Consider the following 228-nt stretch of genomic DNA (forward strand, 5'->3'; position numbering starts at 1 on the left):
CAGCGCCTCGTCGATGCTGTGCCGGGCCATCAGCTCCTGCGCCTTGGTGGTGAGCGCCTCCGCCTCCTCGGGGAATCCGGTCGCCTCCGCCTTGGCCAGCAGCGCCCTGATCCGGGTCAGCATGCGGGGTTCGTCGTGCGCGGGCGGCAGGCTCAGCCCGTCGCGCGGCGCCCCGGGCGGGGGCCCGACGGGTTCGATGGCGGGCAGCCGCAGCAGCAGCCGGCAGAG

The 228-nt window shown here is 75.9% G+C and carries 1 protein-coding gene; it reads right to left on the bottom strand.

All coding sequences use genetic code 11. The features are described from left to right. On the bottom strand, nt 1–228 hold a 228-nt coding region (locus tag G3I42_RS16040; RefSeq protein ID WP_164286554.1), incomplete at both ends, for a DUF2786 domain-containing protein.

Origin of the sequence: Streptomyces sp. SID11385 (assembly GCF_010548245.1) — a bacterium.
Taxonomy (GTDB): Bacteria; Actinomycetota; Actinomycetes; order Streptomycetales; family Streptomycetaceae; genus Streptomyces.